Here is a 12,556-nt window from a genome sequence, read left to right as displayed (position 1 = left end):
ATGCCAGTAACTTCGGCAAGGCAAGCCATTGACGGGCAGTGATTATTCTTCACTATGAGATCTGCTTAGCGATTTTCATTCGAAAGTGATTAAAAAGCGCGGGGAAGCTAACAGAATGGGAACATTCCCTCTTCTCAGGAAAAAACCGGGGCTACACTATGGCTATTAAGAGACGAGAAACGATCATGCGATTGCTATCAGCTTTGTTACTTGCCACCACGCTCAGCGCCTGTAGCGTGCTGCAAGGGACACCACAACCAGCGCCGCCTGCAACCGGAACCCCTCAGGAAATCCAGCGTTTTCAAACGCAGGGTTTAACCAAGATAGGGACGGTGACAGCACTTGAGCGTGGCTCTCCAATGGACGCAGAACGCGCGTTAGAAGAGAAAGCTATTGCAGCCAAAGCGGATTACTACGTCATCATTTTAAACGATGAGACTGTGGTACCTGGCCAGTGGTACGCCCAGGCAATTTTGTACCGTAAGTGATGCAGCGCTGCGCTTATTTATTGATATTTACATAGCTTTGCGCCAATTGATCGTTTGTTATGCACAATGAACTTCAGCCAACGGACAGGTCTGATGTTCGCCTACGCGAAGGAATGCCCTGTTGATTTAGGGTAAGTACAAAGGAGCTAACTATGAAACGATCGCTTGCCTTAACCTCACTGTTATTGTCGGTAGGGTTAATCACAACGTCAGCACAATCGGCTGAAGATGTTGCCGCAGATTGTGTAACGGGTCTGAATGAAATCGGCATGATTTCCGTAAACGGTATTGCCGGTAGCGTGCAGGACGTGGAAAAAGTGATTGCCTTAAAAGCCGATGAACATGGTGCATCGTACTATCGCATCATCAAAATGCAGGAAAACCAGCTTGCTGAAGGCTGGCGTGTACAAGCCATTATTTATGCATAGTTAAGCCAGCAGCCATTTTACTCCCCCTTATGGCGCTGGCTTTTATGTTTCTATCCTGTGCGCCCCGTCGCCCGCAGCAGTACGTCAGTCAATACCTGATTCGGTAAAACACTTTCCCCTCTCGAGTCCAGCATCATACGGCACCAGGCTTCACCTGACGGTGGAGACAAATGCTTCAAGACCTGTGTACCTGTCGCTAGCAGAGCAAGTAAGCGGGTGAGTTCTCGACCCCACTCCTCTTGTGGTTTTTGCAAACGCTGTTGCAACTGCCGCCAGCTGCGATCGAAATGCCGGTTTTGCCCTTTCACTTCGTCAAACTCAGCATGCAACATCTCCATCGCACCAGGTTGTTTTGCCAGAACTCGTAGTACATCGAGGCTCATGATATTGCCCGAACCTTCCCAGATACTGTTCACCGGCATTTCACGGTAAATACGTGGCAGGTCGCTGTCTTCGCAATAACCGATTCCCCCAAGCACTTCCATCGCTTCAGCCACAAACGGTATTCCTGATTTGCAGACACTAAACTTGGCGGCTGGGGTAAACAGGCGGCTATACGCCAATTCATGCGGGTTGCCAGGTGATTCCCAGGCGCGGGCCAAACGGAACACAAACGCAGTCTGGCCTTCAAGTTGCAAAGCCATACGCCCAAGAACCTGGCGCATAATGGGTAAATCGATAAGGGTTTTGCCGAATGCCTGCCGTTGATGGGCGTGATACAACGCGACGGAAAGCGCACGGCGCATCAAACCATGGCTGCCAAGCGCGCAGTCAAAGCGCGTGTAGCCACCCATTTTAAGAATTGAGCGAATCCCCTCGCCTTCTTCACCAATAAGCCAGGCTGTCGCATCACAGAACTCCACTTCACTGCTGGCGTTAGAACGGTTGCCGAGTTTCTCTTTAAGGCGCTCAAACCGAACCTGATTACGTTGCCCGTCGGGTAAAAATCGCGGCAGGAAGAAACATGAAAGCCCACCTTTCGCTTGCGCCAGTATCAAATGTGCATCGCTTTGTGGCACCGAGAAAAACCACTTGTGACCGACGATACGATACATTTCGCCGGCGCCGCGTTTGTCGATAGGTTCGGCGCGTGTGGTGTTGCTAAGCACATCCGAACCGCCTTGTTTCTCGGTCATCCCCATGCCAATCAGCAGACCACGTTTTTGCGCCCCAGGCGCAAGATGTGCATCGTAGCGATCGCTGAGCATGGGTTTGAGCCATGAGTGAAACTCTTTGGGCAGATGTTTTTGCAGTAAAGGAATCGCGCCAAACGTCATGGTTATCGAGCAGAGCGTGCCTGCTTCAACCTGTGCATGCTGAACGAAGCGAGCAGCACGGGCGACAAACGAGCCCTGGCGCGCATCTTCCTGCCACGGCAAATTGTGTACCCGATTGGCGCACAACCCCTGCATCAGCAAATGCCAGGCGGGATAAAAACGCACATCATCAAGCCGCTCACCGCTGGAGTCATAACGCAGTAATTCTGGAGGATGGGCATTCGCCAGGCGGCCGAGTTCGAGTGATTCAGCCGAACCCAGTTGCTGGCCAATACTTGCCAGAAGTTCTGCATCCCAACCCGCACCTTCACGAGCGACAGCCTCGGTTAACGAAATATCAGAGAGAAAAAGATTACTGTTGTTGAGGGGTATTGGTTGGTTAAAAACGGTATGAGTTTGCCAGCGCATCGTGTTCCCTCCCATTAATGGCAATGCCATTAGTATGGACGGTGACGGCGCTTATGCATGGAGAGGGATCACAAAGCGGGGTGCGAATGCACCCCTTTGAAGATTAACTGCGTTGACGAACCGCTTCGAACAGGCAAATACCGGTCGCGACGGAAACGTTCAATGAAGAAACGGTCCCGGCCATTGGGATGCTAATCAGCTCATCGCAATGCTCACGCGTCAGACGACGCATACCTTCACCTTCAGCGCCCATCACCAGCGCCATTGGGCCGGTCATTTTGCTCTGGAACAAGGTGTGGTCTGCTTCACCCGCAGTACCGACAATCCACACGTTCGCTTCCTGCAACACACGCATGGTGCGTGCGAGGTTGGTCACACTGATAAGCGGAACGTGCTCAGCGGCACCACAGGCCACTTTCTTGGCAGTCGCGTTCAGTTGCGCAGAGCGGTCTTTCGGTACGATAACCGCATGCACGCCAGCAGCATCTGCGCTACGCAGGCAGGCACCGAGGTTGTGCGGATCGGTAACGCCATCGAGAATCAGCAAGAACGGCTGGTCGATGCTCGCAAGCAGATCCGGAAGATCATTTTCCTGATACTGACGGCCTGGCTTCACGCGAGCAATAATGCCCTGGTGCACAGCGCCTTCAGATTTTTCATCCAGCCATTGGCGGTTTGCCATCTGCACAGGCACACCCTGGGCTTCCAGCGCGTGAATTAAAGGCATCAGACGTTTGTCTTCACGGCCTTTCAGAATAAAGACTTCACGAAAACGCTGGGGAGCGTTATCAAGTAGCGCCTGAACGGCGTGGATGCCGTAAATCATTTCACTCATTACTGTTACTCATTTCAGGCGCTGATGCACCGTTGTTAATGCTGATATGGTCACCCTCACCCAGGCCCTCTCCCCTGGGAGAGGGAGAAAACCGATCGGGTTCGGGTGAGAGGTATTATTAGTTAGCTCGGTTGTTTTTTTGCAGCACGCTTGGCTTTCGTGGCGGCGGCTATTTTCCGAGTTTTGTCCGATGGCGTTTTTGGTTTCTTCGCCTTCGGCTCAGCAACTTTCTCGACTTTCTCGACTTTTTTGTCAGCTTTCGCTTTCTTCGGCTTGGTTGGCCCTTTCTCTTTACGGAAAGTGCTGTCTGGCTCGAAGTTAGTGCGCTTACCGCCCTGCCGACGTTTTGGTCCGTTGCTGTTAGCGCCTCTTTTCGCTTTGTCTTTCTCAGTTTTACCCGCACCGCGAGGTACGCGAGTACTTGAGAGCAAAGCAAAATCAATCTTGCGCTCGTCCATGTGGACTGCTTCAACGCGCACTTCTACACGGTCACCCAGTCGATAAGTCTGACCACCGGATTCACCAATCAGGCGTTGCCCAACCTGGTCAAAGCGGTAGTAGTCGTTATCAAGAGTAGAAACGTGCACCAGACCGTCGATGAACAGATCCGTCAGGCGAACGAAGAAGCCGAAGCCGGTGACGCTGGCGATAATACCACTAAATGTCTGACCAACCTGGTCCTGCATAAAGTCGCATTTCAGCCAGTCAGCAACATCGCGAGTGGCTTCATCGGCACGGCGTTCAGCCATGGAACAATGCTGGCCAAGTTGCAGCATCTCTTCCATGTCATAGTGCCAGCCGCCAGACTCGGTGCTGTTGCCCTTATGACCCTGCTCTTTCGCCAGCAGATACTTGATTGCACGGTGTAACAACAAGTCCGGATAACGGCGAATCGGCGAAGTAAAGTGCGCATAAGATTGCAGCGCAAGGCCAAAGTGCCCACGGTTTTCTGGATCGTAAACCGCCTGTTTCATCGAACGCAGCAGCATAGTTTGCAGCATTTCATGATCCGGACGATCGGCAATCGAGTTCAGCAGTTCTGCGTAATCTCGCGGCTCAGGTTTCTGCCCGCCAGGCAATTCCAGGCCCAGTTCAGCCAACACCGAGCGGAATGAAGTGATCGCTTCGTTGGTTGGACGATCGTGGTCGCGGAACAGTGACGGTTCGTTATGCTTTTCAACAAAGCGAGCGGCTGCAATGTTCGCAAGTATCATGCACTCTTCGATGAGTTTGTGTGCATCGTTACGCACAGTCTGCTCAACGCGCTCAATGCGGCGTTCAGCATTGAAGATAAACTTCGCCTCTTCACTTTCGAATGAGATGCCACCGCGCTCGGCACGGGAAACATCCAGCACTTTATACAGATTGTGCAGCTCTTCGATGTGCTTAACTATCGGCGCATACTGCTCGCGCAGCTCCTGATCACCCTGCAACATATGCCACACTTTGGTGTAGGTCAGACGTGCATGGGAGCTCATTACCGCTTCGTAGAATTTCGAACCAGTCAGCCGACCCGTTGCAGAGATAGTCATTTCGCAGACCATACACAGACGGTCAACCTGCGGGTTAAGCGAACACAAACCGTTGGACAGCACTTCCGGCAGCATCGGAATAACCTGCGACGGGAAGTAAACTGAGGTACCACGGTTGCGCGCTTCGTTATCCAGCGGCGTTGGTGGACGCACGTAATAGCTCACGTCAGCAATTGCCACCCATAAGCGCCAGCCGCCACCACGTTTTTTCTCGCAGAATACGGCGTCATCAAAGTCACGCGCATCTTCACCATCAATGGTAACGAGCGGCAGGTCACGCAAATCAACGCGACCTACTTTGGCTTCTTCCGGCACCTGTTCTTTAAGAGAAGCAACTTGTGCTTCTACTTCTGGTGGCCAGATGTAGGGGATTTCATGGGTACGCAGCGCCATATCAACGGCCATGCCTGTGCCCATGTTGTCGCCAAGAAGCTCAACAATTTTACCCACAGCTTTGGTGCGGCGAGTTGGACGTTGGGTCAGTTCAACCACTACCACAAAGCCCATACGTGCGCCCATTACCCCTTCTGGTGGGATAAGGATGTCGAAGCTCAGACGGCTGTCGTCTGGTACCACAAAACTGATACCTGCATCAGTAAAGTAGCGGCCAACAATTTGCCCGGTTCTTGGCTCCAGCACGCGAACAATACGCGCTTCGCGACGGCCTTTACGGTCGGCACCCAGTGGCTGTGCCAACACGATGTCACCATGCATGCACATTTTCATCTGTTCAGATGAAAGGTAGAGATCGTCTTTACGACCTTCTACGCGCAGGAAGCCAAAGCCATCGCGGTGGCCAATGACTTTGCCTTTTAGCAAATCAAGGCGTTCTGGTAAGGCGTAGCACTGACGCCGAGTAAAGACCAACTGTCCATCACGTTCCATGGCTCGCAGACGGCGACGCAGCGCTTCAAGTTGTTCTTCACCGGTAATATTCAGTTCTTCAGCCAGTTCGTCACGATTGGCTGGTTTTTCACGTTTGGAGAGATGAGCGAGAATAAACTCCCGGCTTGGGATCGGGTTTTCGTATTTTTCGGCTTCTCGTTCCTGAAAAGGATCTTTTGACATTGCGGTTCCTCCGTTGTCATTTGCTGAGGAAATCGTGATTTATTCCACCAGCAATAATTTGTAGAGCGGTTGGTTTTGGTCCACCAAATCAGCCAGCGTGTGCTTATCCAGCTCTGTTAGAAAGCTTTGCACCGCCTGGGCCAGTGCCTGTTTCAGGCGACATGCGGGGGTAATATGACAAAACTCACTGCTACAGTTCACCAAAGATAGCGGTTCCAGCTCACGCACCACATCGCCTACGCGAATTGTCTGCGCAGGCTTACCGAGGCGAATGCCACCGTTTTTGCCGCGCACAGCTGTCACATAGCCCGCGCGACTAAGTTGATTGATGATTTTCACCATATGATTACGCGACACGCCGTACACTTCTGTCACTTCAGAAATGCTGGTCATCTTCCCTTCGGGCAAAGACGCCATGTAAATCAAAGCACGTAAACCGTAATCAGTAAAACTCGTTAACTGCACATCAACCTCTTGGGTGGGAGGGGAACGCTGTTCGTATTTCAGCGAATTCTATACCAAATAATTCTCGTTGCAGGACAAAAGGCCTTCACCTTTTTAACAGTGCTTACACTGGCCCTAACGGGGCGAGGCTCTGCCGAGTAGCGCGACAAGGGAGCAAATCTCGGTGAACTCACTTAACTCAGTGATTCAGATTTGTGTACGCAGCCAACACCTCTGCAACTTGAAGTATGACGGTATAGATTGATGATAAACCAGCCATATGGTTGCCAGCTAATTTATTTAAAGGGGAAGGTAGATAAAACGGGCAGGATAAAACAGTTGGGGCGCGCTAAGCACGCCCCATCACATGCTTATGCGTCGAACGGATCGCGCAGAATCATGGTTTCAGAACGGTCTGGACCGGTAGAAATAATGTCTACTGGTACTTCAGTCAGTTCTTCAATACGCTTGATGTAATCCAGCGCGGCTTGTGGCAAGCCACTACGCTCTTTCACGCCAAAGGTGGTTTCTGACCAGCCTGGCATGGTTTCGTAGATTGGCTCGATACCTTCCCAATCGTCAGCAGCCATTGGAGTGGTAGTCACTTCACGGCCATCTGGCATACGGTAGCCTACGCACAGTTTAACTTCTTTCAAGCCGTCCAGAACGTCGAGCTTGGTCAGGCAGAAACCTGACAGGGAGTTAATCTGCACTGCACGACGCACAGCAACGATGTCCAGCCAGCCTGTACGACGGCGACGACCGGTAGTTGCACCGAACTCGTTACCTTGTTTGCACAGGAACTCGCCGATGTCATCAAACAGTTCAGTTGGGAACGGACCTGCGCCAACGCGAGTAGAGTACGCTTTGATAATACCCAGAACGTAATCAACATAACGTGGACCAATGCCGGAACCTGTTGCCACGCCACCCGCGGTGGTGTTGGAAGAGGTCACGTACGGATAGGTACCGTGATCGATGTCCAGCAGTGTGCCTTGAGCACCTTCGAACATGATGAAGTCGCCGCGCTTACGTGCGCCATCCAGCAGATCGGACACATCAACTACCATGCTAGTCAGAATGTCAGCAACTGCCATGACATCGTCCAGAACTTTCTGGTAATCAACCGCTTCAACTTTGTAGAAGTTAACCAGTTGGAAGTTATGGTATTCCAGAACTTCTTTCAGTTTGTCGGCAAAGGTGGCTTTGTCGAACAGGTCGCCAACGCGCAGGCCACGACGGGCCACTTTGTCTTCATATGCAGGCCCAATACCACGACCGGTAGTACCGATAGCTTTAGCACCGCGCGCTTTCTCACGAGCCACATCCAGCGCTACGTGATAATCAAGGATCAGCGGACATGCTTCAGATAACAGCAGGCGCTCACGTACCGGAATCCCACGGTCTTCCAGCTCTTTCATCTCTTTCATCAGTGCAGCAGGAGACAGCACAACGCCATTACCGATGATGCTGGTAACGTTATCACGCAGAATACCTGATGGAATAAGATGAAGAACGGTTTTTTCACCGTTGATTACGAGAGTATGGCCTGCGTTGTGACCGCCCTGGTAGCGCACAACATATTTAGCCCGTTCAGTCAGAAGATCTACGATCTTTCCTTTACCTTCGTCACCCCATTGGGTGCCCAGTACGACGACGTTGTTACCCATTTTTCAAAATCACCGTTTGCTTAAAAAAGGATTCTACCATCGGTTTCCACGATGATCAGCCCTTTTAGTATACAAAATGGTAATCGTCCACCTCAATGCGGCTCATCCGCCGGTTCGACTCAACATGTAGTAGACAACGACCCCTGCAACCACTAGTCCACCACCAAAACGACGCAGCGTGTTATCGGGTAATTGGATTAAGGCTGCAATCATACGGCGCCACATTCGCGGATAAAGCATCGGGCCGAGTCCTTCGAGCACTAAAACCAGCGCTAATGCCATCCAGATAATCGAATTCATAATGTCCTCTAACACCAATAAAAAAAGAGCCGGTCAGACCGGCTCTTGATAGATAACTTGCGAATATTAACGTGTACTGTTCGCTGGTGTTTTCATGTAGCGGAAGAAATCGCTATCCGGGCTTAACACCATGACGTCCTGACCAGAACTGAAGCTCGCCTCATAAGCACGCAGGCTACGAATGAAGGCATAGAAATCTGGATCCTGGCTGAATGCGTCAGCAAACAGTTTGGCAGCTTCTGCATCACCTTCACCACGGCTGATTCGGCCCATACGCTCGGCTTCTGCCAGAGTACGAGTCACTTCGTAGTCGGCGGTAGCACGCAGCTTCTCAGCTTCTTCCTGACCTTGTGAACGGTGGCGACGTGCAACCGCTTCACGCTCAGCGCGCATACGGTTGTAGATTGCCTCAGACACTTCAGCTGGCAGGTTGATCTGCTTAATACGCACGTCGACCACTTCAATACCCAGAGCCGCCATACTGTTCGGGTTAACCACTGGCACTTTGCCTTTGGTTTCAGCCGTTACACGCGCTGCTGCCGATGCAATTGCATCATCTGCCGCGGGTGTGGAGACTTCATCATCAGTACCTGCAGAACCTGAGTTCAGCGCATCACGGACATCCAGAGTCAGACGGCCACGAGAATCGGTCACGATGTCTTTCACATCAAGACGGCCAATCTCAGAACGCAGACGGTCACTGAACTTACGTTTTAACAGCACTTCAGCTTGAGAAACATCACCACCACCGGTTGCCAGGTAGTAGCGGCTGAAATCACTGATACGCCATTTGATGTAGGAATCAACGATCAGGTCTTTCTTCTCTTTGGTGACAAAGCGATCGGCCTGGTTGTCCATCGTCTGAATACGCGCATCAAGGGTTTTAACCGACTCGATAAACGGCACTTTGAAATGCAAACCTGGCTCATAGACCACCGGTTTGTTTTCATCATCACGCAGTACTTTACCAAAGCGTAATGTAATACCGCGCTCGCCTTCCTGTACCACGAAGACCGAGGTAAACAGCACAACCAGCACGATGATAATTAAAGCAATGACTGACTTACGCATCGTTATTCACTCCCTACGCGCTGGTTATCAGTGCGCTGTGCGTCGGCACGGCGCTGATCCATGATATCGCCCCGACTTGAAGAGGACGGTGTGCTGGCGCTACCACTGCTTGAGCTGGATGCAGGTGGCAAACGCAACAAGCTATTTGCGCCACTGCTGTCACTCTTTGCTGCTGGCTGTGAGCCACCTTTGAGCATCTGATCTAGTGGCAGAACCATCAGGTTGCCACTCTTGTCGTTAACCAGAACTTTACGGGTATGGCTAAGCACTTTTTCCATCGTTTCGATATACAAACGCTCACGGGTAATTTCCGGTGCGGCTTTGTATTCCGGCAACAATCTGGCAAAGCGGGCAACTTCACCCTGCGCTTCTAACACGGTCTGTGTTTTATAAGCACGCGCTTCTTCGAGGATACGCTGCGCCTGACCGTTAGCACGCGGCTGAACTTCGTTGGTATACGCTTCTGCTTCACGGATATATTGCTGTTCGTTTTCACGTGCGGAAATCGCATCATCAAACGCAGCCTTCACCTCTTCCGGCGGACGAGCAGCCTGGAAGTTGACGTCCAGCAAGGTGATACCCATGTTGTACGGGCGAATGGTTTCTTCCAGTTCGCGCTGAGTATCATTACGAATAATGGTACGACCCTCGGTGAGGATCTTATCCATGGTGTATTTACCAATAACACCACGCAATGCGCTGTCTGTTGCCTGACGCAAGCTATCGTCTGCGCTGGTTACGCTAAACAGGTAACGACGCGGATCGGTAACACGGTACTGGACGTTCATCTCGACGCGAACCACGTTCTCATCGGAAGTCAGCATCACACCGGAAGCCGCCAATTCGCGAACCGCTTCAACGTTTACCGCTCTGACGCTATCAATGAATGTTGGTTTCCAGTTCAGGCCCGGCTCAACCAGATGGCTGAATTGACCAAAACGCGTTACCACACCACGTTCAGCTTCTTTAATGGTATAGAACCCGGTTGCAGCCCAAATAACGACAGCCACGGCAGCAACGATACCGACCATGCGGCCACCAATATGGGGACGAGGAAGTTGCGAAGAACCACCACCACTTTTACCGCCGCCGCCCAGGCCGCCGAGTTTTTTGCTTAATTTCCGGAAGATATCATCCAGATCAGGTGGCCCCTGATCCCGCCCTCCTTTGTTACCCCCAGAGTCGCCGCCAGGTTTGCTGCTTCCCCACGGGTCGCGGTCCTGTCCGTTATTACCGGGCTGATTCCACGCCATGTTTATGCTCCATATTTGTTGTGCGGTGATATCCCCCGTAGGGGAAAAAGTCTTCAGGACATTCCCTTGACTTGCTAGACAATGTAGTCAGCGAGTGCCGGTTCTTGTTTACAGAGGCGACGCCAGTCAACAATAGGCATACGAATTTGTAGGCCAACACTGCCGTCTTCCTCCATCCACTCTTTTTCTATTGCCTGAAGCTGATAAAAACGGCTCCGAAGTCGCCCAGCCTGGGGAGGCAAACACAGCGTGTGCTGCGCAATTTCACCAGATAAACGCTCTGTCAAAGCCTGGAAAAGCAGTGGAACACCTTCACCGGTCTGGGCAGAAAGCCAGACCCGAATAGGCATGTTTTCATCATCTCTGTCGATACGAGGAACAAAATCATCCATCATATCTATCTTATTCATGACCAGAAGCGTAGGAATTTCATTGGCCTCAATCTCTTCGAGAACGGTATTAACCGCGGCAATGTTTTCCTCAATCCTGAGGTCGCTGGCATCAATGACATGTAATAACAGTGTCGCCTGACGAGTTTCCTGCAAGGTTGCTTTAAACGCCGCCACTAAATCGTGTGGCAGGTGACGAATAAAACCTACTGTGTCTGCCAGTATGGTTTCACCAACATCCGTAACGTTAATACGGCGCAACGTTGGATCCAGTGTGGCAAACAACTGATCTGCAGCATAGACGTCAGCTGCTGTTATTTGGTTAAACAGGGTGGATTTGCCGGCGTTGGTATAGCCCACCAAAGAAACAGTTGGGATATCAGCCTTGGCACGCGATCTTCGACCTTGTTCACGCTGTTTTTCGACTCGTTCTAAGCGACCAAGAATCTGCATAATCCGGTTGCGCAGTAAACGGCGGTCGGTTTCGAGCTGAGTTTCCCCAGGACCTCGTGAACCAATCCCCCCTCCCTGACGCTCAAGGTGGGTCCAGCCGCGCACAAGACGAGTTGCCATATGACGCAACTGAGCCAGTTCAACCTGCAACTTACCTTCATGGGTACGTGCACGTTGAGCAAAAATATCTAAAATCAGGCCGGTTCTGTCGACGACGCGACATTCACACAGCGCTTCGAGGTTACGCTCCTGAGCAGGAGACAACGCATGATCAAATAAAATGACCGATGCCCCAGTGGCTTTCACTGCATCGGCAATCTCAATTGCCTTACCTTCACCAACAAAATACTTCGGGTGAGGAGCTTTGCGGCTACCAGTAACCACCTGTAACGCTTCGACACCAGCTGAAGAGACCAGAGATTCAAACTCATCCAGATCTTCTTTGTTTTTGTCTTGCGTAAAATAGATGTGTACCAGCACCGCCTGCTCACCGGCATCATAACGGTCAAACAAGCGTATAACCTCTCAAAAAGACCAGCGGGGAACCCAGCATCCCTGGTTCCCCGGCTTGGAAAAACAACGTAACGCCTTATTCAGCGTCTTCGTTATCTTGTTGTGGCGCAGAACCTTGCGCACTTCCACCATGGTGGTAGCTGCCAGAACCGCTAGTACCGGTGTTATTGCTGTGATGAGATACCGGACGTGACGGAACAACAGTTGAAATCGCGTGCTTATAGACCATCTGGCTGACCGTGTTTTTCAACAGGATCACGAACTGATCAAAAGACTCAATCTGACCTTGCAGCTTAATACCGTTCACCAAATAAATAGAAACTGGAACACGTTCGCGACGCAGTGCGTTCAAGAACGGATCTTGTAATGATTGCCCCTTAGCCATTCTATCTTTTCCTTATATGCTTGTTGTTTGTAACTCAAGAAC

The 12,556-nt window shown here is 51.4% G+C and carries 12 protein-coding genes; 2 read left to right on the top strand and 10 right to left on the bottom strand.

Annotated features, from left to right (window positions below; translation table 11 throughout):
• Positions 1-158: 158 nt before the first annotated feature.
• Positions 159-488 (top strand): biofilm peroxide resistance protein BsmA, encoded by a 330-nt coding sequence (gene bsmA / locus M975_RS21125; RefSeq protein WP_064561827.1) that lies wholly within the window; start codon positions 159-161, stop codon positions 486-488.
• A 152-nt stretch (positions 489-640) separates the two neighbouring features.
• A complete protein-coding gene (locus M975_RS21120; protein WP_064561826.1) occupies positions 641-916 on the top strand; it encodes a YdgH/BhsA/McbA family protein in 276 nt (91 codons plus the stop codon).
• Between the two features lie 50 nt (positions 917-966).
• Here M975_RS21120 and M975_RS21115 read toward each other — a convergent pair whose 3' ends face one another.
• From M975_RS21115 to hfq, 10 genes are all read right to left on the bottom strand, one after another.
• Complete coding sequence (locus tag M975_RS21115) at positions 967-2,601, bottom strand: isovaleryl-CoA dehydrogenase (RefSeq protein WP_064561825.1); 1,635 nt, start codon at positions 2,599-2,601, stop codon at positions 967-969.
• Between the two features lie 103 nt (positions 2,602-2,704).
• Entirely contained in the window at positions 2,705-3,436 is a 732-nt protein-coding gene (rlmB, locus tag M975_RS21110) for a 23S rRNA (guanosine(2251)-2'-O)-methyltransferase RlmB (protein ID WP_064515697.1), read from the bottom strand.
• 122 nt (positions 3,437-3,558) lie between these two features.
• Entirely contained in the window at positions 3,559-6,036 is a 2,478-nt protein-coding gene (rnr, locus tag M975_RS21105) for a ribonuclease R (RefSeq protein ID WP_064561824.1), read from the bottom strand.
• 39 nt (positions 6,037-6,075) lie between these two features.
• Positions 6,076-6,501 carry a nitric oxide-sensing transcriptional repressor NsrR gene (gene nsrR, locus M975_RS21100; protein WP_034461180.1) on the bottom strand — a complete coding sequence of 142 codons (426 nt, stop codon included), beginning with the start codon at positions 6,499-6,501 and terminating at the stop codon, positions 6,076-6,078.
• Between the two features lie 350 nt (positions 6,502-6,851).
• Entirely contained in the window at positions 6,852-8,150 is a 1,299-nt protein-coding gene (locus tag M975_RS21095; protein WP_064561823.1) for an adenylosuccinate synthase, read from the bottom strand.
• 102 nt (positions 8,151-8,252) lie between these two features.
• A complete protein-coding gene (locus tag M975_RS21090; RefSeq protein WP_064561822.1) occupies positions 8,253-8,450 on the bottom strand; it encodes a DUF2065 domain-containing protein in 198 nt (65 codons plus the stop codon).
• Positions 8,451-8,516: 66 nt separating this feature from the next.
• Complete coding sequence (hflC, locus tag M975_RS21085) at positions 8,517-9,521, bottom strand: protease modulator HflC (RefSeq protein ID WP_064561821.1); 1,005 nt, start codon at positions 9,519-9,521, stop codon at positions 8,517-8,519.
• Positions 9,522-9,523: 2 nt separating this feature from the next.
• On the bottom strand, positions 9,524-10,774 hold the full coding sequence (hflK, locus tag M975_RS21080) for an FtsH protease activity modulator HflK (protein WP_064561820.1): 1,251 nt from the start codon (positions 10,772-10,774) through the stop codon (positions 9,524-9,526).
• Positions 10,775-10,848: 74 nt separating this feature from the next.
• Positions 10,849-12,129 carry a ribosome rescue GTPase HflX gene (gene hflX, locus M975_RS21075; RefSeq protein WP_064561819.1) on the bottom strand — a complete coding sequence of 427 codons (1,281 nt, stop codon included), beginning with the start codon at positions 12,127-12,129 and terminating at the stop codon, positions 10,849-10,851.
• Between the two features lie 76 nt (positions 12,130-12,205).
• A complete protein-coding gene (gene hfq, locus M975_RS21070; RefSeq protein ID WP_034461169.1) occupies positions 12,206-12,514 on the bottom strand; it encodes an RNA chaperone Hfq in 309 nt (102 codons plus the stop codon).
• Positions 12,515-12,556: the final 42 nt, after the last annotated feature.

Source organism: Buttiauxella brennerae ATCC 51605, from assembly GCF_001654925.1.
GTDB classification, from domain to species: Bacteria; Pseudomonadota; Gammaproteobacteria; order Enterobacterales; family Enterobacteriaceae; genus Buttiauxella; species Buttiauxella brennerae.
Note: the sequence above shows the minus strand (reverse complement) of the source record. Positions and strands in the feature narration are given on the sequence as shown.